This is a genomic window from Magnetospirillum moscoviense, from assembly GCF_001650635.1.
In the GTDB taxonomy this organism is placed as follows: domain Bacteria; phylum Pseudomonadota; class Alphaproteobacteria; order Rhodospirillales; family Magnetospirillaceae; genus Magnetospirillum; species Magnetospirillum moscoviense.
In genome coordinates this window covers 18,489-40,749 of the sequence record NZ_LWQU01000134.1, presented here as the reverse complement: position 1 = coordinate 40,749, position 22,261 = coordinate 18,489, and the positions used below count along the sequence as shown (strand labels likewise).

The 22,261-nt window shown below is 66.1% G+C and carries 27 protein-coding genes; 12 read left to right on the top strand and 15 right to left on the bottom strand.

The window, feature by feature from the left end:
• Window positions 1-184 precede the first annotated feature (184 nt).
• The 8 genes from A6A05_RS09700 to A6A05_RS09665 all read right to left on the bottom strand — a co-directional run bounded on the left by A6A05_RS09700 (window position 185) and on the right by A6A05_RS09665 (window position 7,798).
• Window positions 185-1,285 (bottom strand): branched-chain amino acid ABC transporter substrate-binding protein, encoded by a 1,101-nt coding sequence (locus tag A6A05_RS09700; protein WP_068499891.1) that lies wholly within the window; start codon window positions 1,283-1,285, stop codon window positions 185-187.
• A gap of 60 nt (window positions 1,286-1,345) precedes the next feature.
• Complete coding sequence (locus tag A6A05_RS09695) at window positions 1,346-1,687, bottom strand: DUF6867 family protein (RefSeq protein WP_068499889.1); 342 nt, start codon at window positions 1,685-1,687, stop codon at window positions 1,346-1,348.
• On the bottom strand, window positions 1,684-2,400 hold the full coding sequence (locus tag A6A05_RS09690; protein WP_068499887.1) for an ABC transporter ATP-binding protein: 717 nt from the start codon (window positions 2,398-2,400) through the stop codon (window positions 1,684-1,686). The genes A6A05_RS09695 and A6A05_RS09690 overlap by 4 nt, the downstream gene beginning before the upstream one ends.
• Window positions 2,401-2,403: 3 nt before the next feature.
• A complete protein-coding gene (locus A6A05_RS09685; RefSeq protein ID WP_068499883.1) occupies window positions 2,404-3,246 on the bottom strand; it encodes an ABC transporter ATP-binding protein in 843 nt (280 codons plus the stop codon).
• Window positions 3,243-4,496: a high-affinity branched-chain amino acid ABC transporter permease LivM gene (gene livM / locus A6A05_RS09680; RefSeq protein ID WP_068499880.1), complete on the bottom strand. Its 1,254-nt coding sequence runs from the start codon at window positions 4,494-4,496 to the stop codon at window positions 3,243-3,245. The genes A6A05_RS09685 and livM overlap by 4 nt, the downstream gene beginning before the upstream one ends.
• 1 nt (window position 4,497) lies before the next feature.
• The gene (locus tag A6A05_RS09675) at window positions 4,498-5,412 is read right to left on the bottom strand and encodes an ABC transporter permease subunit (protein WP_068499878.1); all 915 of its coding nucleotides are present in this window, start codon (window positions 5,410-5,412) and stop codon (window positions 4,498-4,500) included.
• Between the two features lie 144 nt (window positions 5,413-5,556).
• On the bottom strand, window positions 5,557-6,345 hold the full coding sequence (locus A6A05_RS09670) for a DsbA family protein (RefSeq protein ID WP_068499875.1): 789 nt from the start codon (window positions 6,343-6,345) through the stop codon (window positions 5,557-5,559).
• A gap of 76 nt (window positions 6,346-6,421) precedes the next feature.
• Complete coding sequence (locus tag A6A05_RS09665; RefSeq protein ID WP_068499871.1) at window positions 6,422-7,798, bottom strand: M48 family metalloprotease; 1,377 nt, start codon at window positions 7,796-7,798, stop codon at window positions 6,422-6,424.
• Here A6A05_RS09665 and A6A05_RS09660 point away from each other — a divergent pair.
• Genes A6A05_RS09660 through A6A05_RS09650 form a run of 3 tightly spaced genes read left to right on the top strand, consistent with a single transcriptional unit; the run spans window position 7,785 to window position 11,115 of the window.
• Entirely contained in the window at window positions 7,785-9,404 is a 1,620-nt protein-coding gene (locus A6A05_RS09660) for a gamma-glutamyltransferase (protein WP_068499867.1), read from the top strand. The two genes, A6A05_RS09665 and A6A05_RS09660, sit on opposite strands and share 14 nt — an antisense overlap.
• Window position 9,405: 1 nt before the next feature.
• The gene (locus tag A6A05_RS09655) at window positions 9,406-10,554 is read left to right on the top strand and encodes a pyridoxal phosphate-dependent aminotransferase (RefSeq protein WP_068499864.1); all 1,149 of its coding nucleotides are present in this window, start codon (window positions 9,406-9,408) and stop codon (window positions 10,552-10,554) included.
• Between the two features lie 3 nt (window positions 10,555-10,557).
• On the top strand, window positions 10,558-11,115 hold the full coding sequence (locus A6A05_RS09650; protein WP_068499861.1) for a hypothetical protein: 558 nt from the start codon (window positions 10,558-10,560) through the stop codon (window positions 11,113-11,115).
• Between the two features lie 5 nt (window positions 11,116-11,120).
• Here A6A05_RS09650 and A6A05_RS09645 read toward each other — a convergent pair whose 3' ends face one another.
• Window positions 11,121-11,441 carry a ZinT/AdcA family metal-binding protein gene (locus A6A05_RS09645; RefSeq protein ID WP_068499858.1) on the bottom strand — a complete coding sequence of 107 codons (321 nt, stop codon included), beginning with the start codon at window positions 11,439-11,441 and terminating at the stop codon, window positions 11,121-11,123.
• A gap of 68 nt (window positions 11,442-11,509) precedes the next feature.
• Window positions 11,510-12,583 carry an anhydro-N-acetylmuramic acid kinase gene (locus tag A6A05_RS09640; RefSeq protein ID WP_068499855.1) on the bottom strand — a complete coding sequence of 358 codons (1,074 nt, stop codon included), beginning with the start codon at window positions 12,581-12,583 and terminating at the stop codon, window positions 11,510-11,512.
• A gap of 84 nt (window positions 12,584-12,667) precedes the next feature.
• On the opposite strand from A6A05_RS09640, the gene tyrS reads away from it, so the two are divergent.
• Window positions 12,668-13,918, top strand: coding sequence for a tyrosine--tRNA ligase (gene tyrS / locus A6A05_RS09635; RefSeq protein ID WP_068499909.1), 1,251 nt, complete (start codon window positions 12,668-12,670; stop codon window positions 13,916-13,918).
• A gap of 2 nt (window positions 13,919-13,920) precedes the next feature.
• On the opposite strand, the gene cyaY is transcribed toward tyrS, so the two are convergent.
• Window positions 13,921-14,253: an iron donor protein CyaY gene (gene cyaY / locus A6A05_RS09630; protein WP_082910843.1), complete on the bottom strand. Its 333-nt coding sequence runs from the start codon at window positions 14,251-14,253 to the stop codon at window positions 13,921-13,923.
• Window positions 14,254-14,404: 151 nt separating this feature from the next.
• Here cyaY and A6A05_RS09625 point away from each other — a divergent pair, with 151 nt between their 5' ends.
• The 3 genes from A6A05_RS09625 (at window position 14,405) to A6A05_RS09615 (ending at window position 17,020) form a co-directional block, all read left to right on the top strand.
• Complete coding sequence (locus A6A05_RS09625) at window positions 14,405-14,746, top strand: response regulator transcription factor (RefSeq protein ID WP_172822255.1); 342 nt, start codon at window positions 14,405-14,407, stop codon at window positions 14,744-14,746.
• 82 nt (window positions 14,747-14,828) lie between these two features.
• Window positions 14,829-15,053, top strand: coding sequence for a 50S ribosomal protein L31 (rpmE, locus tag A6A05_RS09620; protein ID WP_068499851.1), 225 nt, complete (start codon window positions 14,829-14,831; stop codon window positions 15,051-15,053).
• A gap of 167 nt (window positions 15,054-15,220) precedes the next feature.
• Window positions 15,221-17,020, top strand: coding sequence for an adenylate/guanylate cyclase domain-containing protein (locus A6A05_RS09615; protein WP_068499848.1), 1,800 nt, complete (start codon window positions 15,221-15,223; stop codon window positions 17,018-17,020).
• 9 nt (window positions 17,021-17,029) lie between these two features.
• Here A6A05_RS09615 and A6A05_RS09610 read toward each other — a convergent pair whose 3' ends face one another.
• Complete coding sequence (locus tag A6A05_RS09610; protein WP_068499845.1) at window positions 17,030-17,422, bottom strand: DUF1465 family protein; 393 nt, start codon at window positions 17,420-17,422, stop codon at window positions 17,030-17,032.
• Between the two features lie 226 nt (window positions 17,423-17,648).
• Between A6A05_RS09610 and A6A05_RS09605 the strand changes: the two genes are divergently transcribed.
• Both A6A05_RS09605 and A6A05_RS09600 read left to right on the top strand, forming a co-directional pair.
• A complete protein-coding gene (locus A6A05_RS09605; protein ID WP_068499843.1) occupies window positions 17,649-18,122 on the top strand; it encodes an Hsp20 family protein in 474 nt (157 codons plus the stop codon).
• A 153-nt stretch (window positions 18,123-18,275) separates the two neighbouring features.
• The gene (locus tag A6A05_RS09600; protein WP_068499904.1) at window positions 18,276-18,473 is read left to right on the top strand and encodes a hypothetical protein; all 198 of its coding nucleotides are present in this window, start codon (window positions 18,276-18,278) and stop codon (window positions 18,471-18,473) included.
• Window positions 18,474-18,477: 4 nt separating this feature from the next.
• Here the strand turns inward: A6A05_RS09600 and A6A05_RS09595 are convergent, their stop codons facing one another.
• From A6A05_RS09595 to A6A05_RS09585, 3 genes are read right to left on the bottom strand one after another with little or no spacing between them, the layout of a single operon-like run.
• Window positions 18,478-18,912 (bottom strand): acyl-CoA thioesterase, encoded by a 435-nt coding sequence (locus A6A05_RS09595; RefSeq protein ID WP_068499840.1) that lies wholly within the window; start codon window positions 18,910-18,912, stop codon window positions 18,478-18,480.
• The gene (locus A6A05_RS09590) at window positions 18,909-19,691 is read right to left on the bottom strand and encodes a 3-hydroxybutyrate dehydrogenase (RefSeq protein WP_068499901.1); all 783 of its coding nucleotides are present in this window, start codon (window positions 19,689-19,691) and stop codon (window positions 18,909-18,911) included. The genes A6A05_RS09595 and A6A05_RS09590 overlap by 4 nt, the downstream gene beginning before the upstream one ends.
• 18 nt (window positions 19,692-19,709) lie before the next feature.
• Window positions 19,710-19,892 (bottom strand): DUF1192 domain-containing protein, encoded by a 183-nt coding sequence (locus A6A05_RS09585; RefSeq protein WP_068499838.1) that lies wholly within the window; start codon window positions 19,890-19,892, stop codon window positions 19,710-19,712.
• Between the two features lie 84 nt (window positions 19,893-19,976).
• Here A6A05_RS09585 and A6A05_RS09580 point away from each other — a divergent pair, with 84 nt between their 5' ends.
• The 3 genes from A6A05_RS09580 (at window position 19,977) to A6A05_RS21495 (ending at window position 22,225) form a co-directional block, all read left to right on the top strand.
• A complete protein-coding gene (locus tag A6A05_RS09580) occupies window positions 19,977-20,945 on the top strand; it encodes an NAD(P)H-quinone oxidoreductase (RefSeq protein WP_068499837.1) in 969 nt (322 codons plus the stop codon).
• Between the two features lie 88 nt (window positions 20,946-21,033).
• Window positions 21,034-21,606, top strand: coding sequence for a DUF1013 domain-containing protein (locus A6A05_RS09575; protein ID WP_068499898.1), 573 nt, complete (start codon window positions 21,034-21,036; stop codon window positions 21,604-21,606).
• Window positions 21,607-21,745: 139 nt separating this feature from the next.
• A complete protein-coding gene (locus tag A6A05_RS21495) occupies window positions 21,746-22,225 on the top strand; it encodes a glycine zipper 2TM domain-containing protein (RefSeq protein WP_156520990.1) in 480 nt (159 codons plus the stop codon).
• Window positions 22,226-22,261: the final 36 nt, after the last annotated feature.

Below are 22,261 nucleotides of genomic sequence, written 5' to 3'. Positions count from 1 at the left end.
CGCGGATCACATCATGGCCAGCGGTCAGGTGAACCGCACAAACAGGCCGGACACATGACTGCACCCAGCCTGGTCGCGCAGAACGTCGAATTTCCCTTGCAACGCAGGGGCCGTCCACACATGGGCGCCGGAGCGTCGCGCCTTCGATCAAAGGCGCGACGCTCTCATCTTGCCGAAACGCGGGTTATTCGGCGTAGGTGTACTTGCCGTTCTTCCACACATACATGACATAGGTCGGGCCGATGACGTCGCCCTTGGAATCGAAGCCGACATTGCCGATGGCGGTGTCGAACTTGTTGGCGCGCAGGGTGTCGGCGACCTTCTTCCACTCGGCGCTCTTGGCCTTTTCGACCGCGCTGGCCCACGCCTGGATGGTGGCGTAGGTGTAAAGGGTATAGGCCTCGGGCTCGTAATTCTGGGCGCGGAAATGCTTCACCAGATCGGCGTTCTGCGGCAGCAGGCGCGGATCGGGGCTGAAGGTCATCAAGGTGCCTTCGCCGGCGGCGCCGGTGATGGCCCAATATTCCTCGGTGACCAGGGCGTCGGCGCCCATCAGGGTGGTCTTCATGCCCTGGTCGCGCATCTGGCGCACGATCAGGCCGCCCTCGGTCTTGTAGCCGCCCAGGAACAGCACATCGACCTTGGCCTGCTTGGCCTTGGTCACCAGCGCCGAATAATCCTTCTCGCCGGGGGTGATGGCCTCGAAGAAGGCTTCCTTGACGCCCAGCTTGTTCAGCGAGCCCTTGAATTCGTCGGCCAGGCCCTTGCCATAGGCCGACTTGTCGTGGATCACCGCGACCACCTTGCCCTTGAGCTTCTGGGCGACGTATTCGGCAGCGATCTTGCCCTGGTTGTCGTCACGGCCGCAGGTGCGGAAGACGTTGGGCAGGCCGCGTTCGGTGAACTTCGGATTGGTCGAGGCAGGGGAAATCTGCAAGATGCCGTTTTCCTGGTAGACCTCGGAGGCCGGGATCGACGAGCCCGAGCAGAAATGGCCGGCGACGAAGGCCACCTTCTTCGAGGCCAGTTCCTCGGCGACCGAGCGGGCCTGCTTGGGATCGCAGGCGTCGTCGCCCATCACCAATTGCAGCTTCTGGCCCAGCACGCCGCCCTTGGCGTTGATGTCCTCGACCGCCTTGGCGGCGCCGCGCTTGAACTGCTCGCCGAAGGCGGCTTCCGAGCCGGTCATCGGGCCGGCGACGCCGATCACGATGTCGGCCTTGGCGGTGGCGGTGGTCAACGCCGCGATGGCGGCGGCGACGGCAATCGTCTTGATCGTCCTCATCTCCCTTGTCCCTCCAGTAGTTGGTGTCACGTCCCTGAACAACCTTAACACCCACGCCGTCTAGTGACGATGGGCGATCTTGTCGGTCCAGCCGAACAGGCCGGTGCGTTGGTATAGCCACGGATATTGGTCGCACATGCGTTTGGCCAGGGTCACCCGCCAGGCCGCCAAGGTGATGGCTTCCAGGACCATGGTGTCGATGGCGTAACCGCCGGGCGAAAGCAGGCTGCCGCCGAACAGGGCGAAGCCGATGAAACGGTCGGCGGCGCCCAGGCCCAGGGCGTAAAGGGCGCCCATCCACCACGGCCGCCAGGTCCGGGCCAGGGCGTTGCCGGTCATGAAGGCGCAACCGCCCATGAACAAGATGGTGATTCCGATGAAGACGGGGATGCTGTCGATCATGCCTGCACGCCCCCTTCCAGGTAATGGCTGCGGATTTCCGGGTTGGCCAGCAATTCGGCGCCGCTGCCGGCCAGCGCGATGCGGCCGTTGACCATCACATAGCCGCGGTGCGCCAGCTTCAAGGCGTGGAAGGCGTTCTGTTCGACCAGGAACACCGTGACCTTCTGTTCGGCGTTGATCTTGGCAATCAGGTCGAAGATGTGGCGCACCACCAAGGGGGCCAGGCCCAGCGACGGCTCGTCCAGCAGCAGCAGGGCGGGCCGGCTCATCAGGGCGCGGCCGATGGCCAGCATCTGCTGTTCGCCGCCCGACAGGGTGCCGCCGCGCTGGTTCAGGCGTTCCTGCAGGCGCGGAAACAGGGTCAGCACGCGGTCCAGATCGTCGGAAAAGTGCCTGGGATCGGCCACCACCGCGCCCATCTGCAGGTTTTCCAGCACGCTCATGCGCGGGAAGATGCGTCGTCCTTCCGGGCTGTGGGCCAGGCCCAGGCGGGCGATCTTGTGGGTTGGCAGCCGGGTGATGTCGGTGCCGTCCAGCAGCACGCGGCCCTGGGTCGCGCGCGGATTGCCGCAGATGGTCATCAACAGCGTGGTCTTGCCGGCGCCGTTGGCGCCGATCAGGGTGACGATCTCGCCTTGCCCGACCTCGAGATCGATGCCGTGCAGCGCCTGGATGCGGCCGTAACCGGAATGGAGATTCTCGACCTTCAGCATGGGTCAAAGCTCCCCGATCTCGGCGGCGATGTCGGGCGGCAGCGGCGTGTCCTCGGGCTCGCCCAGATAGGCGCGGATCACCGCCGGGTCGCGGGCGATGTCGGCCGGGGCGCCTTCGGCGATCTTCGCGCCGTAATCCAGCACCACCACCCAGTCGGAAATGCCCATCACCACGCTCATGTCATGTTCGATCAGCAACAGGCCGATCTTCTCCTCGTCGCGGATGCCGACCAGCAGGTTGTTCAACTCGGCCGATTCGCGGGGGTTCAGGCCGGCCGCCGGCTCGTCCAGGCATAACAGCAGCGGGTCGGTGCACATCGCCCGGGCGATTTCCAGCCGGCGCTGCGAGCCATAGGGCAGCGAGCCGGCATCGGCATCGGCCCATTCGGTCAGGCCGACCTTGTCCAGCCAATGGCGGGCCTTGTCGATGGCGCGGGCTTCGGCCTTGCGATAGACGGGCAGGCCCAACAGGCCGGCCAGCGAGAAGCCGCTGGCCGCCATCAGCGTCTTGTGCTGGGCGACGATCAGGTTTTCCAGCACGCTCATGCGCGAGAACAGGCGGATGTTCTGGAAGGTCCGCCCGACCCGGGCTTGGCCGGCGATGCGGAAATCGTCCAGCCGTTCCAGCAGCACCGGCCCCGAAGCGTGGTGCAGCGCCATGCGCCCGACCTGCGGCTTGTAGAAACCGGTGATGCAGTTGAAAAGCGTGGTCTTGCCGGCGCCGTTGGGGCCGATGATGGCGGTGATTTTGCCCTGGCCCGCCTGGAACGACAGGTCGTTGACGGCGATCAGGCCGCCGAAGCGCATGGTGACGTGCTCGACCTCCAACAACGGCTTGAAGGTCATTTCGCCCCCTTAAGCCGGATGGTGGGGGCGCGGCTGGACAACAGTCCCGACGGCTTCCACAGCATGATCAGCACCATGGCGCCGCCGAAGGCGATCATGCGGTATTGCTGCAATTCGCGGAACCATTCCGGCAGGCCGACCAGGATCAGGGCGGCCAGCACCACGCCGATCTGGCTGCCCATGCCGCCCAGCACGACGATGGCCAAGATTACCGCGGATTCGATGAAGCTGAAGCTTTCCGGGCTGATGAAGCCCTGGCGGGTGGCGAAGAAGGACCCGGCGAAGCCGGCGAACATCGCGCCCAGGGCGAAGGCCGACAGCTTGATGGTGGTGGGGTTCAGCCCCAGCGAGCGGCAGGCGATCTCGTCCTCGCGCAGCGCTTCCCAGGCCCGGCCGATGGGCAGGCGGCGGATGCGCAGGGTGAACAGGTTGGTCAACAGCGCCAAGCCTAAGATGATGAAGTACAGGAAGATCACCCGGTGGTCGCCGGAAAAGGCCAGGCCAAAATAATCGGCGAAGGTCTGGTGGCCGTCGGGGGCGCTGGCCATGAAGCGCAGGCCGAACAGGGTCGGGCGCGGGATCGAGCTGATGCCGCTGGGGCCGCCGGTGAAATCCTGCCAGTTCTGCAAGATGACGCGGATGATCTCGCCGAAGCCCAGGGTGACGATGGCCAGATAATCGCCCCTGAGGCGCAGCACCGGAAATCCCAGCGCCACCCCGAAACCGGCGGCGAACAGCCCGGCCAGCGGCAGGCATAGCCAGAACGACCAGCCCAGCCCGGTGGCCAACAGCGCATAGGAATAGGCGCCGACGGCGTAGAAGGCGACGAAGCCCAGATCCAGCAGGCCGGCCAGCCCGACCACGATGTTGAGCCCCCAGCCCAGCATCACATAGATCAGCACCAAGGTCGCCTTATCGACCAGATTGCGGTCGGAAAAGGGCAGGAAGGGCAGGGTGATCGCCAGCCCGGCCAAGGCCCAGCCGGCCATCAGGCGCAGGCGGGCGGCCTTGGCCTCGCCCATGGCCGGCGCCTGGGATGGCTGCCAGGCCCCGCGCAGGATGGTCATGGCGAAGCGGCCCAATCCCACGATCAGGGCGGCCCACAACACCCAGTCGAACCGGGTGCCCAGCGACAGGCCTTGCGCCGAATCCACCAGGCGAAAGCCCAGCATCGGCAGGGCCAGCCCGGCGGCGACCAATGCGCCGGCCAGGCCTTCGCGCAAGGCTGCGGCTATGGGGGGCGCCTTCATGTCAGATCTTCTCCACTTCCGGCCGGCCCAACAGGCCGGTGGGGCGGAACAGCAGCACCAGCACCAGGATCGAGAAGGCGGCGACGTCCTTGTACTCGATCGAGAAATAGCCCGACCAGAAGGCCTCGATCAGGCCCAGCAGCAGCCCGCCGAGCATGGCGCCCGGCAGCGAGCCGATGCCGCCCAGCACGGCGGCGGTGAAGGCCTTGATGCCGGCCAGGAAGCCGATATAGAAATCGATGACGCCGTAATACAGCGTCACCATCAGCCCGGCCACCGAGGCCAGCACCGCCCCCATCACGAAGGTCGCCGAGATCACCCGATCGACATCGACGCCCAGCAGGGCGGCCATCTTCATGTCCTGCTCGGTGGCGCGCTGGGCGCGGCCCAGCGGGGTGCGGGTGATGATCCAGGTGAACAGCGCCATCAGCACCACCGTCACCACCATGATGACGATCTGCAAGGACGACAGGCTGACGGTGAAATCGTCGCCCGTCATCAGCTCGAACCCGCCGCCGATCACCGGCGGCAGCGGCTTGACCCGGGCGCCCTGGCTGATCTGGGCGAAATTCTGCAACACGATCGACATGCCGATGGCGGAAATCAGGGGCGCCAGCTTGGGCGCGCCACGAAGCGGGCGATAGGCCACCCGTTCGATCGCCCAGCCCCACAATCCGGTGAACAGCATGGTGGCCAGCAGGGCCGCCATCAAGCCCAATGCCACCGACTGGCCGCCGACCAAGGTCGAAACCAAATAGGCGATCAAGGCGATGAAGGCACCCAGCATGTAAACCTCGCCATGGGCGAAGTTGATCATGCCGATGATGCCGTAGACCATGGTGTAGCCGATGGCGATCAACCCATAGATCGCCCCCAGTGTTAAGCCGTTGATCAATTGCTGAAGGAAGTATTCCATGCCTGTTCCCGGTCGCCGCCGCCCACCCTCGGGCAGGGCCCTGGAAACCCTACGCGAGCGGGCGGGCAAGTCAAGCGGACAGGGCGCCAGAAATGACGAAGGCCGGCCTTGCGGCCGGCCTTCGCCCTGACCTGTCGGGATTGATCAGTTGGCGCCGCTCAGGCGGCCGCCCTTCCTGGTGATGTCGAACAATTGCTTGAACACCGGGCCTTCGATGGCGCCGGCCAGGATGCGGGCGGCCTTGCCGTCCTTGCCGGCCACCACGAAGGACGGCGTCGACGAGATGTCCAGCGCGTGGGCCAGGTCGATGTTCTTGCGGATCTGCTTCTCGATCTCGGGCGCCATCATTTCCTTCTTGATCTGATCGACGTTGGCGCCGGCCTCGCCGGCCAGGCGGAAGATCGCCTTGTCGTCCAGCTTGCCGCGGAATTTCATGAAGGCGCGGTGCACCTCGTCATACTTGCCCTGCTTCTTGGCGGCCAGGGCGACGCGGGCGGCGGTCAGCGATTCCTCCGACAGGATCGGCATTTCCTTGAACACCACCTTGACCTTGCCGTCGGCCTTGGCGGCCTCCATCATCGGGTCCAGCACCACCTTGCAATAGGGGCAGTTGTAGTCGAAGAACTCGACCACCACGACGTCGCCTGCGGCATTGCCGCTGACCGGATCATCGGCGGCGTTCAGGATTTCATCCTTGCGCGATTCGATCGCCTTCTTGGCGTCGGATTCGGCCTGGGCCTTCATCTTTTCGCGCAGGGCCTCGATGGCCTCGCCGATCACCTCGGGATGTTCCATCAGATAGTCGCGGACGATCTTGCGGACGGCGTCGGTCTGCTTGGCGTTGAAGGTCTGGTCTTCCTGGGCGCTGGCGGGCAGCGCGGTGAACAGGGCGGCCGAGGCCAGCAGGGCGGCGGCAAAGGTCTTGCGAATCATCGACGGAGAAACTCCTGCAAACGGTGTGGCGGCATATTGGCCCAAGGCCGGACGGCGGGCAACAAAGGATTGAAATTTAGCGACGGCGCCGCTGGCCCTTCTGCTCGTCGGCGGCCTGGGCGGCGCGTTCCTTGATGTCCTGGATGCGCAGCCAGATCTCGCCGGTCTTGGGCAGCAGGCGCTCGGCCTTGCCGGCGTGGAAGCTGGCGTCGGGCAGGCGGCCCTCGATCAGGGCCTGCTCGGCCATGGCATAGGCGGCCATGCCCTCGTTGCCGTCTCGGCCGTGGGCGATGGCCAACAGGCGCCAGCCGGTGCGGTTGTCGGGCTCCTGGTGGACCGCCAGCGCCAGGTGCTTCTGCGCCTCGGCCAGCAGGGCGGGGTCTTCCTGCTCGATCTGCACCTGGGCCAGCTGGATCCGCATCAGGGCGCTTTCGGGCAGCAGCTCGACCGCCTTGGCATAGGGGGCCAGGGCCTCGGTGCCGCGGCCGTTCTCGAACAGCATCTGCCCCTTCAGTTCCCAGAAATAGGGGTCCTTGGGGCGCTCGGCCAGCAGGGCATCGATGGCCGGCAATGCTGCGGCCATGTCGGGCTTGCGGTAAAGGGCGATGGCGCGGGCATAGCGCGCTTCCAGGCTGGCGTCATTGTCCTTGTAGCGGGTCAGTGTGCGAAACGGCGGTTCGATGAAGGCGAACAGCTTGCCGCGCATGCGCCGCTGCATCTCGACCCATTCCGGCCGGGGCGGAATGTTCGAGAAGGACGATTTGGCGACATGGTCGCGGACCGCCGAGATACGGTCGCGGGTCAGCGGGTGGGTCCGGACATAGGGGTCCTGGCGGGTGGTCACCAGCAATTCCTGGTCGCCCAGGATCTCGAAGAACTCGGCCAGGCCCTTGGACGATTGGCCGGTACCGTCCAGGAAGCGCAGCGCCGCCTGGTCGGCCGAGGATTCCTCGCCCCGGGTGTAGGTCAGGAAGTTGCGTACCGCCAGTTCCTGCGAGCCCAGCATCACGGCGGCACCGGCATCGGCGCGTCCGGTGGCGGCACCGACCGCGGCGCCCAGCAGCATGCCGATCAGCGCCTCGGTCGAGGCGTTGCCGGCGGCGTCCTGGATGCGGGCCAGATGGCCGCCGGCGATGTGGCCGGTCTCGTGGGCCAGCACGCCGATCAACTGGCCGGGGCTATCGGCGCGGATCAAGAGGCCGGTATGGATGAACATGTTGAGCCCACCGGCGACAAAGGCGTTCAGCGACGGATCGACCATCAGATGCAGGCGCACCGAATCGGGCGCCAGGCCGGCCGCCTGGAAAAGTGGCGTCGTGAAGGTGCGGATGGTATTTTCCACCTCCGCGTCGCGGATGAAGCTGCGTTTGGGTTGGCCTTGCTGGGCATGGGCGGCCCCGGGCATCATCAGCGTCAGCACCAGGAATGAAAGAAGGATGATGCGCGTGAGCAAGCCTTGGTCTCCGTCGAATGGGTCTCGTCGTTTCAACCGTGCGATCCTCACGGCCCTTCTGGCGACCGGCCTTTCGGCCTGTTTCGATGGCGGCAAGCCTGTCGGCACCATCGGGTACGTCAAGGGCTTCGGTGGCGTCGCCGTTGCCGACGAGCCGCGAGCCGTCCTGGTGGCCCGCGACGTCCTGTCTGCCGGCGGCACCGCCGCCGATGCGATGGTCGCGATGTATTTCACGATGTCCGTCACCCTTCCGTCAACTGCCAGCCTGGGCGGCGGCGGCGTTTGTGTGGTCCATGACAAGGATTCCAAGACCACCGAGGCGCTGGAATTCATGGCCCGCCCGTCGGTGGCCGCGGGCCAGGCCCGGGTGCCGACGGCCGTGCCGGCCAATGTGCGCGGCTTTTATGCCCTACACGCCAAATATGGCAAAATGAGGTGGGAAGGCCTGCTGAACGAGGCCGAGAAGCTGGCTCGCCTGGGCACGCCGACCTCGCGCGCCTTCGCCAACGACTTCAACCGCGCCGCCCAGGCCCTGTCCGCCGACCCGGGTGCGCGTCGGGTGTTCTTTCCCGACAACCGGCCGCTGGCCGAGGGCCAGGAACTGGTGCAGTTCGACCTGGCCAGCCTGATCGCCCGGGTGCGGCGTTCGCCCGGCGATTTCTACACCGGCGCCTTGTCGCGCGAGTTGATCGCCTCGGTCACCCAGGCCGGCGGTTCGCTGACGCCTGAGGACCTGCGCGCGGTCAAGCCCGAATGGGTGACGCCGCTGCAGGTCAAGGTCGGCCATGACGTCGCCCATTTCGCCCCGCCGCCGGCGGTGGCCGGCGCGGTGGCGGCCCAGCTGACTGCCGCCCTGGTCGGCAAGTGGGCCGACGTCGCCGCCGAAGAACGTCCGCACCTGATGGCCGAGGCCTCGGCCCGGGCCTTTTCCGATCGCGCCCGCTGGATGCGGCCCGACGGCTGGCCCAACGAACAGGCCGCCGGTCTGTTGAATGCCGACCGGGTGGCCGGTCTGCTGGCGGGCTACAATCCCGCCCGTCACGTCGCGGTCGAGGCCAACAAGCCGGCCGACGCCATCCAGGCCGCCGGCCTGCTGGTGATGGACGGACGCGGCAACACCATCGCCTGCAACGTCAGCACCAACGGGCTGTTCGGTATCGGCAAGGTGGCCCAGGGCACCGGCATGGTGCTGGCGGCCTCGCCCGGACACAATACCGGCCCGGCCGGCCTGGGGCCGGTGGTGGTCGTCAACCCCCATGTCAACGAGGTGCATTTCGCCGCCTCGCCCAGCGGCGGCATCACCGCGCCGACGGCCTTGACCCAGGTGCTGCTGGCGGCGCAGGTCGAGGGCCGCAAGCTGCCCGACGCCGTGGCGGCTGCACGTGTCCACCATTCCGGTAATCCCGACACCACCGCCATCGAGCCGGCCGACCAGGGCGGCAACCCCGAGCCGCTGACCAAGCGCGGCCACGAGGTGCGGGCGACGCCGATCCCGGCCCGGGTCAACGCCCTGCAATGCGATTCCGGCAAGGCCGGATTCACGACCTGCCGGGCGGTCGCCGACCCGCGCGGGGCGGGGTTGTCGGCGGTGGTCGGCAAGGACTGACATGGCATTTCACAACGCCCTGAAGGGGCAGATCGATCCGTTCATCGTCATGGACGTCATGCGCGCCGCCAACGAACGGGCGGCGGCCGGCGGCGACGTGCTGCATCTGGAAGTCGGCCAGCCTTCGGGCCAGGCCCCGGCCCGGGTGCTGGACGCCGCCCGTTCGGCGCTGTCGTCCCATGCCCTGGGCTATACCGACGCCCTGGGGCTTCCATCCTTGCGTGAAAGAATTTCCGGCCATTACCGCCAGACCTATGGGGTGGCGGTCGCGCCGGAACGGATCGCGGTGACCACCGGCTCGTCGGGGGCCTTCGTGCTGGCCTTCCTGGCGGCCTTCCCCAAGGGCGCGCGGGTGGCGGTGGCCGCACCCGGCTATCCGGCCTATCGCAACATCCTGACCGCCCTGGGAATCGAGTGCGTGCCGGTGGCGGTGGGCGAGCAATCGCGCTGGCAATTGACCGTGCCGATCCTGGAGAGTGTGCCCGGCCGGCTGGACGGCGTGGTGGTGGCCAGCCCGTCCAATCCGACCGGGTCGATGCTGTCCGCCGCGGAACTGGCCGAACTGGCCGTCTGGTGCGAGACCAACCAGGTCCGCCTGGTGTCGGACGAGATCTATCACGGCATCACCTATGAAGGGGCGGCGGCCAGCGCCGCCGGCATCGCCCCCCATGCGCTGATCGTCAATTCCTTCTCGAAATATTACGCCATGACCGGCTGGCGGCTGGGTTGGATGGTGGTGCCGACCGACCTGGCGCGCGAGGTCGAGTGCCTGCAGCAGAACCTGTTCATCTCGCCGCCGACCCTGTCGCAACTGGCGGCCGAAGCGGTGTTCGACTGCACGGACGAGCTTGACGCCCGCGTCGCCACCTATCGCGTCAACCGCGACATCTTGCGTGAAGAATTGCCCAAGGCCGGGTTTAATCGGCTGGCGCCGTCGGACGGGGCGTTCTATCTCTATGCCGATTTGGCCGAGCTGACCAACGACAGCCCCGAATTCTGCAAGCGCATGCTGGCCGAGACCGGGGTGGCGGTAACGCCCGGGACCGATTTCGATCCGTTCCACGGCAGCCGGACCCTGCGTTTCTCGTTCGCGGGCGCCACCGCCGACATGGTCGAAGCGGCCAAGCGTCTGAAAAGCTGGCGGAGATAGTTCATGCAGTTCGCCATCAAATCATGCCTGGACGTGGTGATCTGGTTTTCCGACCGCGCGCTGAACGACCGCGAATACATCCAGCCGCAGAAGCTGCATCGGCTGATGTTCCTGGCCCAGGCCTATTACACCGTGGCCTATCCCGGCCGCAAGCTGATGCCGGCGACCTTCGTCACCGACAATTTCGGACCCGTCGAACCCACCGTGTTCCACGCCTTCGCCTATGGGCGGCCGCCGCATCTGGAAGGCAATCCGGTGCCCGATCAGGCCGCCCATTTCCTCGACAGCATCTGGCGCCGCTTCGGTCAGTACTCGGCCGACCAGCTCAACAAGCGGCTGAACGAGCATCCGGCGGTGGCGGCGGCGATGAACAAGGGGCCGAACGAGGAAGTCCCCTTCGCCGAGATGGTCAAGTTCTACCAGGGCGAGGCGGCGGCCAAGGGGGCGGCGCCATCAGCCGATCAGGTGGTGCGGCCCCGGGTCATGCGCTCGCAAAGCGGCAAGCCGGTGGCGGTCAAGGGCTGGAATCCAAAGGCGCTGACCCCGAAGAAGCCGGAGTGAGCTTGTTATCGTCCGCAGGCGGCCTCGCCCAGGCGCGGCCAATTGTTGGGGTTCTGGCTGAAATTGGCCTTGGTGACGTCGACGATGCGGATATGGAAGATACGGGCCTGGTGGGGCTTGATCACCTGGCACAGATAGGCGGCATACTGGTCCCACGCCGCCTTGTCGGCCTTGACGAAGGCGTAAAGGGTGCCGGAATTGTCGGCCTGGGCATTGATCACCTTGGGCTGCGCGCGCACCGCCCCGATCGCCGAGACCTGATCGGCCCGCGCCGACGGCGCCAGCATCGACAGCATCAGAATGGCGGCAGCGACCAACACCTTCATCGGTTCCTCCCGAGCCTTCGATGGTAGGCTAGCCTAGACGCCAGGCCTTAACAAAGTCGATACGGGCTTCACCTCAGAGCGGGATGAAATTTTCCACCGCTGCACGAAAATGGCGCGCCCGTGGTCGCAGGATAAGTCAGGGGCAGCCCGCGTCGCGAGCGCACCGCCAACAGGCCGAAGGCCTGGGCCTCCAGGGCGTCGCCATCCCAGCCGACCCGTTCCACCGGTTCGACCGTGACGCCCAGTCCGCTGTTCAGGGCCTCCATCAGGGCCGGGTTGTGCCGGCCGCCACCGCACACCAGCCAGCGCGCGGCCGGGGCGGGGAACCAGTCGCCAGCCAGCGCGACCGCGCGGGCGGTGAAGGCGGTCAGGGTGGCGGCGCCGTTCGCGGCGTCCTGGTCAGTGACCAGCCCCAGGGCGAAGGACTGGAAATCGTCGCGATCCAGCGATTTGGGCGGTTTGCGGGCGAAATAGGGGTGGCCGGCGAAGCGGTCCAGGGCGCCGGAATCGACGCGGCCCCAGGCGGCCAGGGCGCCGTCGGTGTCGCAGGGCCGCCCGGTATGGGCCATGGCCCAATCGTCGATCAGCGCGTTGCCGGGGCCGGTGTCGAAGGCCAGGATGGCGCCGTCTTCGCCCAGCCAGGTGACGTTGCCGACCCCGCCCAGGTTCAGGATCGCCAAGGGCTTCGCCAGCCCGGCGGCCAGCGCCTGGTGGAACACCGGCACCAGCGGCGCGCCCTGGCCGCCGGCGGCGACGTCGGCCGAGCGGAAATCGTTCACCACGGCAATGCCGGTCAGCCGGGCCAGCAGGGCGCCGTCGCCGATCTGCCAGGTGCGGCGCTGGTCGGGCCGGTGCAGGATGGTATGGCCGTGGAAGCCGATGACATCGACCGCCGCGGTCTCCAGCCCGGCCTTGGCCAGCAGCCCGGCCACCGCCTCGGCATGCAGGTGGGTCAGGTGCCGCTCGACCTCGGCCACCGGGCCGGTGCCGCCCAGGATTTGGCGCAGGGCCGCCTTGAAATCCTCGTCATAGGGGAAGGTGGCGGCGGCGCCGAAGCTTTCCACCGTCTCGCCGTCGGTGGCCACCAAGGCGGCGTCGATGCCGTCCAGCGAGGTCCCGCTCATCAGTCCCAAGGCCAGCATGGTCGCCCGCGTCGTTGTGAGAAAGCGCCGATTGTGCTAAAGGGGCCGCCTTTGGGCAAGCAACAGAAACGATCGGTCGAAGCCATGACCTCTCCCCGCTCCGAATTCCTGCAGGTCGTCGCCGAGCGCGGCTTCATGCATCAGTGCACCGACCTGGAGGCGCTGGACAAGCGCCTGGGCGAGGGGCCGGCGGTGGCCTATATCGGCTTCGACGCCACCGCGCAGTCGCTGCATGTCGGCTCGCTGATGCAGATCATGCTGCTGCGCTGGTGGCAGAAGACCGGCAACAAGCCGATCGTGCTGATGGGCGGCGGCACCACCCGCATCGGCGACCCGACCGGCAAGGACGAAGCCCGCAAGATGCTGTCGGACGAGGATATCGCCCGCAACATGGCCGGCATCCAGACGGTGTTCGCCAAGTATCTGAGCTTCGGCGACGGCCCGACCGATTCCATGATGGTCAACAATGCCGACTGGCTGGACCAGCTGAACTATATCAGCTTCCTGCGCGATTACGGCCGCCACTTCACCATCAACCGCATGATGACCTTCGATTCGGTCAAGCTGCGGCTGGAGCGTGAGCAGCCGCTGACCTTCCTTGAATTCAACTACATGATCCTGCAGGCCTATGATTTCGCCGAGCTGTGGGCGCGCAACAAGTGCGTGCTGCAGATGGGCGGCTCGGACCAGTGGGGCAACATCGTCAACGGCGTGGAATTGGGCCGGCGCGTCCATGGGGCCGAGCTGTTCGGCCTGACCAGCCCGCTGCTGACCACCAGCTCGGGCGCCAAGATGGGCAAGACCGCCAACGGCGCGGTGTGGCTGAACGCCGACATGCTGAGCCCGTGGGATTTCTGGCAATATTGGCGCAACACCGAGGACGCCGATGTCGGCCGTTTCCTCAAGCTCTACACCGAGCTGCCGCTGGCCGAGATCGCCAAGCTGGAGGCCCTGCAGGGCGCCGCGATCAACGAGGCCAAGAAGATCCTGGCCGGCGAGGTCACCCGCCTGGCACACGGCGAGGCGGCAGCCGCCGAAGCCGCCGAGACCGCCCGCAAGACCTTCGAGGAAGGGGCGCTGTCGGCCAACCTGCCGACGGTGTCGGTGGCGGCCGGCGATCTGGCCGCCGGCATCACCGCCTTCGCCCTGTTCGTCCAGGCCGGACTGGTGACCTCCAACGGCGAGGCCCGGCGCCTGATCCAACAAGGCGGCGGTCGCCTGAACGACCAGCCGATCAAGGACCCGGCCCAGCCGATCTCGAGCGCCGACCTGAAGGACGGCGTGCTGAAGCTGACCGCCGGCAAGAAGCGTCACGTCCTGGTTCGGCCGGAATAAGCCTAAAACGCGACTGTGACGCCGAAGCGGTCGTTCAGCTCTTGCGCCAGGATGGCGTCAAGCGCCAGCTTCGGCTCGCGCGTCGACAGCCAATGGCCGGATTCGTCCCATTCGAAATGCCAGGCGCCGCTGACCGGCGAGGCCAGCCACACCTGGCGCATCGGCCCGTTCTTGTTGACGACATACTGACCGCCGCCGCCGCCGATGGTCATGGTCAGGATGCCGCCCTGCAGGTCGGCGTCGATCTTGTCGCCCAGCAGGTCATCGACCTTGTCGGCGATGGCTTCGATGGTATCGTCGGCCAAGGTGTTGAAGCGGCTGAGATCCATGGTCATCGGTGTGGTTCCTTGGGCTTTCACAGTTGGGCCGAATGGTATCGCCTTGGAAGCGCCTCGTCATCACGGTGATTGCGTATTTGTGTCCGGATGGTGATACTGGATGCAACCAAGCGGCCGAATGGCCCAAAAGAAGTCTGGGGAGACGACCATGACCCGCATCCTTGTGCTGGAATCCGAACTGCGCCTGCGCCATTCGCTGAAGACCATCCTGGAATCCGCCGGATACGAGGTCGATGTCGCCGACGATGGCGTTGACGCCTTGTCCCGCCACGCCCGTCGTCCGGCCGATCTGCTCATTGCCGACGGCCATGTCAGCCCGGCCGGCTTCAGCGGGACCCGCGTCCTGGCGGTGCCCGGCGGCGGGGCCTGCGAGGCGGTCAAAGGGACCGACATCACCCATTTCCTGCCCAAGCCGTTCGGCCGCGAGGACCTGCTGGCCGCCGTCCGGGTCAGCCTGGGGGCCGCCCCGCCGATCCCGACGACGCGCTGATCGCATTTTTTTCTTCTCGACCGCTTGCGAAGGCCCGGGCTTTTCTGTATAGAGGCGCCTTCGATTTGCGGAGCAGGACGCCATGAAGAACGACATTCATCCCGACTACCACGAAATCAACGTGGTCATGACGGACGGCAGCGAGTTCAAGACTCGTACGACCTGGGGCAAGGAAGGCGATACCATGCGTCTGGACATCGACCCCAAGTCGCACCCGGCCTGGACCGGTGTGCACCGCATGGTTGACAGCGGCGGCCAGATCGCCAAGTTCAACAAGCGTTTCGCCAGCTTCGGCATCAAGTCCTGATGCAGACGGGCCGTTTCGGCCCGGCCTCGGACGATTTTTAGGGCTGCCAGTCTTTTGGACTGGCGGCCCTATTGCCGTTTTGGGATAGACTTATCCCGGTGAAATGGGTACAGCAACCGGGGGATTGGTTCGCTGGAGCGGATCAGAAGAGCGGGTAAGCAGACGTCATGATCATCGTCCATTACGAGGTTTACGTCCTCGAAGGCCGGGGTTGGATGCTGCACGCACGGTTCCCACGTACCGAGCGTGAAACCGCGATTGCCGAAGCCAAGGAGCTGGAGCAGACCTTGAAGATCAAGGTCAAGGTGCTCCGCGAAACCTATTACACCGACGACAACGCCTTCGAGGAAGCCGACGTCTATGTCAGCTCGGGCGTCGGTTCGGGCAAGCCGCCACCGACGGCACCCAAACCGGCCCAGGCCCGCGCATCGTCGTCGTCCGGCGACCGCGACCAGCCCAAATCCTCGGGCAAGGCGGCGGCCAAGCCGGCCGCCAAGGCCGCGGCCAGACCGGCGCCCGCGCCCCAGCGCAAGAAGACCGCGTCCGAGATCGAGGATGCCGCCAAGCTGCGTCAGATCCTGGTCCGCCTGATGGGCATCTGCGCCCTGTCGCTGGCGGTATCGATGCTGGCCCTGAAGGTCACGCCGGAAGCGATCGTGCTGTTGTGGAAGATGGGCTTTTCGATGTCGATCTCGGAAGCGGCTTACAACCAGCTGTTGGTCGCCGTGTTCGCCCTGACCTTCCTGATGACGGCGGTGCCCTTGGGCATGAAGTTCATGCCGCGCCGCGCCCAGGTCCCGACCTTCGGCGCGCCCAACCTGTCGTGGGGCACGCCGCGCGCGCCCCGCCGCGACAGCCAGTTGCAGAAGTCGGTGGACAAGCTGGCCGACGAGGCGGCGCGCGACCTGCCGCTGATCGCCGACAAGGACGACGACCTGCCGGCCTTTGCCGACGACGATTTCCCGCCGATCCTGCCGCCGGCCGACGAAGCCCTGCCCGAGATCATGTCGCAGCCATCGCGTGAGGCCGAGCAGGCCAAACCGCAAAAAGAGGAAGCCGGCGGCCAGTCGGCCGAATCGCAGGCCGGCGCGGTGCGCCGCTATCTGGATGGCGCGATGGATTTCTGTCGCGCCAACCGGATCGAGATGGACGCCTACAACAAGTTCGCCCTGCACCTTTATCTGGCCGGCGCCATCGAATCCCTGGGCGAGTTCAGGAAGATTTCCAGTTCCGGCCGGCGCCAGTTGCTGGCCCAGGCCCTGGACCGGCTGGGGACCAAGGGCGAACTGGCCGAGGGCTTCCACGACAAGCTGCCGGAATATCTGCGCGAGCCGCGCTACCTGTCGGTCGCCCAGGCCGGCCGCGACGCCATGGGCAACTTCCTGCTGGGCGACGAGGACGGCGCCCATCTGGGCCTGCGCGACGTCTTCACCAACTGGAACCGCAAGGGCGGCGAGACCAAGAAGCAGATGATGACGGTGCTGTTCACCGACATGGTCGGCTCGACCGACATGACCCAGCAGCGGGGCGACGCCGCCGCCCAGGAAATCGTGCGCCGCCACAATCTGATCGTCAGGAACGCCCTGGCCAAGTATGGCGGCAACGAGGTCAAGCATACCGGCGACGGCATCATGGCGTCGTTCTATTCGGCCGCCGGCGCGATCGACTCGGTGGTGACCATGCAGCGCCAGGTCGCCGAGCACAACCAGCGCATGCCCAGCCAGGAACTGCATCTGCGCATCGGCCTCAATGCCGGCGAGCCGATCCAGGAGGAAGACGATCTGTTCGGTTCGACCGTTCAGTTGGCGGCCCGCGTCTGCGCCGCCACCAACACCGACGAAATCCTGTGCACCGCCTCGGTGATGGATTTGTCGGGCAAGCCCAAGGCCGGCTTCCGCGCCGTCGGCGCCAAGCACATGAAGGGCTTCAAGGACGCCATTCCCCTTTACGAGATTCCCTGGAAATAGCTGGCCTGGTCACGCCGCCTGACGCAGACGTTCCTCGATCCGCGCCACCCGGACGTAAAGCAGCAGGCTGCGCCTGAGCAGATTTTGCAGCCCTTGCGGCAGAAGCGGTTCGTCGGCCTCGGCCAGGCAGACCGGGTCGCCGTCCAGCCAGGCGGCTCCTGCCAGCGCCTGATCCTCGTCCACTTCGCCCAGCTGGATCGCGCGTTGCATCATCAGCCAGGCCATCACGCTGGTCAGCCGGGCGGTCGCCCGCAGCGCCTCGCACGAGTGGCGCAAGCCGACGACGGATTCGATGGGGGATCGGCCGACCGGCGGGCCGGCCAGGCCCAGGTAATTGCGGGCCTCGACCATCAGGTCCAGTGTCTCGGCATAGGTCTTGCGCACGAAAGCCGGGTGTTGCATGGCCGAAATCCCGTGTGATGCCCATCTTTTCCGAGGTGGGAACGCCGGTTCCGACCGGCAAGGGGCGGGGGCTTGACGGCCCCAGAATCCATCCTAAATCGATGGTGCGAGGTGGCCGGAACCGGCACTTCGCGCGGGATTCGCCGCTGTCCGGTCCCTGGGGACGGCACGGGCGGCCAATGGCCCGCCATCTCAATTCTGGTTGCTTCGAGAAGGAGGACTGGGCATGCGTGCTTTTGATCTCTCCCCCCTGTTCCGCTCGACCATCGGCTTCGACCATCTGTCGCGGATGCTGGATGCCGCCGGCCGCCTGGATGACCAGACGCTGGCCTATCCGCCCTACAACATCGAGAAGCTGGACGACGACCATTACCGCATCACCATGGCGGTGGCCGGCTTCGCCGAAGCCGACCTGGACGTCACCGTGACCAACCATACCCTGGTGATCACCGGCAAGAACCGGCACGAGGAAAAGCCCGCCGAATACCTGCATCGCGGCATCGCGGGGCGTTCGTTCGAACGTCGCTTCGAACTGGCCGACACCATCCTGGTCGATGGTGCCGCCCTGGTGAACGGCCTGCTGCATGTCGATCTGAAGCGGGAAATCCCCGAATCGGCCAAGCCGCGCAGCATCCCCATCGAAATGAAGGAACGCCCGCGGCTGATTGAAAGCCCGCCGGCCGAAGACAAAGCGGCCTGATCGCCGTCGTGCCAACGCCCGGAGTCAGCAATGACTCCGGGTGTTTTGTTTGTGAATACTGTAAAAAAATAGATAAAAATGAAAATATTGAAATCACTCTAAAGAAGATGGATAATTATGAATAGGGTTTAAACGTAAGGCATGGTGGGTGTCATGCGGTTCTTCATAGCAGAGTCTTTCGACAAGACTGAAGTGAACCATTATTTCGAGGCGGATATCCCCTGCCGGATTGGCAATCGTATCCGCGCCCGTTCCGGCCGTGTCTATCGGGTCGAGGATATCGGCTGGCGGATCGACACGTTCGACCACACGCCGGATGTCCGCGTGCTGCTGAAGCGGGAAAAAGACTGATCCGTCAGGCCAGATGTGCCTCGAAGGCGGCGCGGGGTGCGGGGGGGATGTCGGTGGGGCGCTGATCCTCGCGACCGACGAACACGTGGACCCAGTGGCCTTCCGCCGCCGCCTGGTCCGATCCTTCGCCGAACAGCCCGATCCCATAGGTCACCGAGGTCCGTCCCAGCTTCTCGATCCGGATGCCGGCCACCACCTTTTCCGGCCATGACAGCGGCCGGAAGAACCGGCATTTGCTTTCGGCGGCGAACGGCACCGCCGGGGCGTTGAACAGGTCCAGTTGGCACGGCCCCATCAGGAAATCGACCACCGCGATTTCGAAAAAGCGGTAATATTCGACATTGTTGACGTGGCCGAACATGTCGTTGTCGGCCCAGCGGGTCTGAATATCGACGAAATAGCGGAAGTCGGCCTTGGTCAACGGGGCGGGCTTGGTCATTGCGCGGTCCAGCCGCCATCCACCGCAAGCTGGGTGCCGGTGATGTTGGAGGCCGCGTCGGAACACAGGAAGACGGCGGTGTCGCCCAATTGCTCGGGCGTGGTGAAGCGCTTGGACGGCTGCTTTTCCGACAACAGGTCGCGGCCGGCATCGGCCACCGACACCCCTTGGGCGGCGGCGCGGGCGTCGATCTGCTTTTGCACCAGGGGCGTCAGCACCCAGCCGGGACAGATGGCGTTGCAGGTGATGCCGGTTTCGGCGCATTCCAGGCCGACCACCTTGGTCATACCGATCAAGCCGTGCTTGGCGGCGACATAGGCCGCCTTGTTGACCGAGGCCACCAGCCCATGGGCCGAGGCGACATTGATCAGCCGGCCCCAGCCCAGCGCCTTCATGCCGGGCAGGGCGGCGCGGATGGTGTGGAAGGCCGAGGACAGGTTGATGGCGATCACCGCGTCCCAGCGCTCGGGCGGGAATTCGTCGATGGGGGCGACGTGCTGGATGCCGGCATTGTTGACCAGGATGTCGACGCGGCCCAGCCGGGTCTCGGCATCCTTGACCAGCGCCTCGCACTGGTCGGCCTTGGACAGGTCGGCGCCGTTATAAAGGGCGCGGACCTTGAACTCGGCTTCCAGGCCTGCGCGGATCGCCTCGATCTCGGCGGCGTCGCCGAAGCCGTTCAGCATGATGTCCGCCCCCTTGGCGGCCAGCGACCGGGCGATCCCCAGACCGATGCCGCTGGTCGAGCCGGTGACGATGGCGGTGCGTCCCTTCAGCATATTCATTCCCCCCGGTGGTTATTTCTTGAACAGCGCCTCGGCGCCGGCACGGACATTCTTCTTGGCGGCGATGGCGGCCTGGGCGCGGGCGATCTCGGCTTCCAGCTCGGCGATATACTCGCCCAGTTCGGCGACGCCCAGAACTTCCAGATTGGCTGGTTCCAGGCGTTTCTTCTTCTTCTCGGGTTCGTCCCAATCCATCGGAACCTCCGGCGCCACTTGCCATATTCCCGTGACCGTACCAGATTGTCGCGGCGCGAAACAGGCCCGGAAAGAGCTTCGACCATGACCCAGCCCACCACCATGACCTGCATCGAGATCAGCGAACCGGGCGCGCCCGAGGTGCTGAAGCCCGCCACCCGGACAGTGCCGCAGCCGGGGCCGGGGCAGGTGCTGATCAAGGTGGCGGCGGCCGGCATCAATCGCCCCGACGTGCTGCAGCGCCAGGGTGCCTATCCGGCCCCGCCCGGCGCCTCGGACCTGCCGGGGCTGGAAGTGGCCGGCACCATCGTCGGAACCGATCAGACGGTGTGCGCCCTGGTGGCCGGCGGCGGCTATGCCGAGTACGTCACCGCCGACCAGCGCCATTGTCTGCCGGTTCCGGCCGGGCTGGATCTGGTGCAGGCGGCGGCCTTGCCGGAAACCTTCTTCACCGTCTGGCACAATGTGTTTGAGCGCGGCCAGTTGAAGGCGGGCGAGAAGTTCCTGGTCCATGGCGGCACCTCGGGCATCGGCACCACCGCCATCCAGCTGGCCAAGGCCTTCGGGGCGACGGTGTTCGCCACCGCCTCGGGCGAGCGTAAGATCACGGCCTGCCGCGAGCTGGGGGCCGACCACGCCATCGACTACACCGCCACCGATTTCGCCGCCGCCATCAAGGAACTGACCGGCGGCAAAGGGGTGGACGTCATCCTCGACATGGTCGGCGGCGATTATATGGCCCGCAACATCCGCTCGCTGGCCGCCGACGGCCGTCTGGTCAACATTGCCTTCATGAAGGGCTCGAGTGCCGAGCTGAACCTGATGCCGGTGATGCTGAAGCGCCTGACCCTGACCGGCTCGACCCTTCGGCCGCAATCGGACGATGCCAAGGCCCGCATGGCGCAAGGGCTGAAGGACATGGCGTGGCCGCTGATCGAAGCCGGCACCATCCGCCCGGTGGTACACGCCACTTTCCCCCTGGCCCAGGCGGCCGACGCGCATCGGCTGATGGAATCAGGCGCCCATATCGGCAAGATCGTGTTGACGGTTTGACCCGGGCTGACCACTCCCCTATAACAACGGCCTTATGGAATTGATTGTCGGCGCCCACCAGCACGGGCGCCCCAAGATGGAGAGATACATGGCCCTGCCGCTCATGCCCAAGGCAACTGCCGTCTGGCTGGTCGAGAACACGGCTCTGAGCTTCGAGCAGATCGCTGATTTCTGCGGCTTGCATGCCCTGGAAGTGCAGGCGATCGCCGATGGCGAAGTCGCGTCCGGCATCGTCGGATTGGATCCGGTCGCCAACGGCCAGCTGTCCAAGTCCGAGATCGAGCGCTGCGAGGCCGATCAGGACGCCCACCTGAAGCTGAACATCACCGACTATCCGCAGCCCCGCGCCAAGCCCAAGGGTGCCCGCTACACCCCGGTCTCGAAGCGTCAGGATCGCCCCGACGCCATCGCCTGGCTGCTGAAGCACCATCCGGAACTGTCGGATCCGCAGCTGTGCAAGCTGATCGGCACCACCAAGCCGACCATCCAGTCGGTGCGGGAAAAGACCCACTGGAACGCCACCAACATCAAGCCGCGCAATCCGGTCACCCTGGGCCTGTGCACCGAGGCCGAGTTGGAAAAGTCCGTCGCCCTGGCCCGGCCGCGTGCCGGCACGGTGTCGCCGCAATTCCACGAGGAAGGCGAAGGCTCGGCCGAATAATCACGGCCCCTCGCGCGAACCAAACGCCCGCCGGAAACGGCGGGCGTTTTCGTTTGGGCTGCCATAATTCGGCCATCCGGGCGTATTATATGATGTCCATGGGACCTTCCGACATGGGGTCCCGACCATGGAGGACATCATGCGCAAGATTCTGGTGGCGGCCGCTTTGACCCTGTCTCTCGCCGCCTGCGCCCAGCCGGGCGGCGACGGTTTCGGCATCAGCAAGCAGACCGGCGGGTCCCTGTTGGGTGGTGCCGGCGGCGCTCTGGCCGGCTCGCAGTTCGGCAAGGGCAAGGGGCAATTGGCTACCACGGCGCTCGGCACCTTGCTGGGGGCGTGGATGGGCTCGGAAGCCGGCGCCTCGATGGACCGCGCCGACCGCACCTATGCCGCCCAACAACAGCCGCGCTATTCCTATGGGCCGCAGCCCTATCAGCATTATGCCCCGGCACCGGCCTACGGCGCTCCCCAGGGCTATGGCGCGCCCCAGGCGTGGAACTATGCGCCACCGCCGGCCTATGCGGCGCCGCAAGGCGGGGCGTGGGGCGGCGGCTGGAACCAGCCCAGCTGGAGCCCGCCGGAACCGCGCGGCTATGCCACCGTGCCGCCGCGTTACTAATCCAAGCGAAACGGGCCGCCCCTAGGGGCGGCCCGA